Here is a 373-nt window from a genome sequence, read left to right as displayed (position 1 = left end):
ATAAGTAGGGCGATCGTGATCCAAGCTTGAGGATCACGACCGCCTTTTTCAATACGTGTCGTTATGGTGTGCTTACGTTTCCTAATTTAATAACCAACATTTGAACGTATGTTCGCTAAAACGATAATAAAAAATCCGCAAATTAAGCCTTGATAACTTAATTTGCGGACCAAAGTCTAGTGCCAACTAGAGGAGTCGAACCTCCGACCTTCTCTTTACGAGGGAGATGCTCTACCAGCTGAGCTAAGTTGGCATAAAAAGAAAAGCTGTTAACTAAAAGTCAACAGCTCCAACAACTCCGGCAGTCAGACTCGAACTGACGACAACCTGATTAACAGTCAGGTGCTCTACCAACTGAGCTATGCCGGAATAA

General features: G+C 42.9%; 2 tRNA genes. Both read right to left on the bottom strand.

The features are described 5' to 3' along the window. Positions 1-180: 180 nt before the first annotated feature. Positions 181-253: transfer RNA gene (locus QOS01_RS10500), tRNA-Thr, on the bottom strand. 43 nt (positions 254-296) lie between these two features. Further along, positions 297-369 (bottom strand) — tRNA-Asn (locus QOS01_RS10495). Positions 370-373 lie beyond the last annotated feature (4 nt).

It is taken from the genome of Limosilactobacillus avium (assembly GCF_947381485.1).
Lineage (GTDB): Bacteria > Bacillota > Bacilli > Lactobacillales > Lactobacillaceae > Limosilactobacillus > Limosilactobacillus avium.
This window is presented reverse-complemented; position numbering and strand designations above follow the sequence as displayed.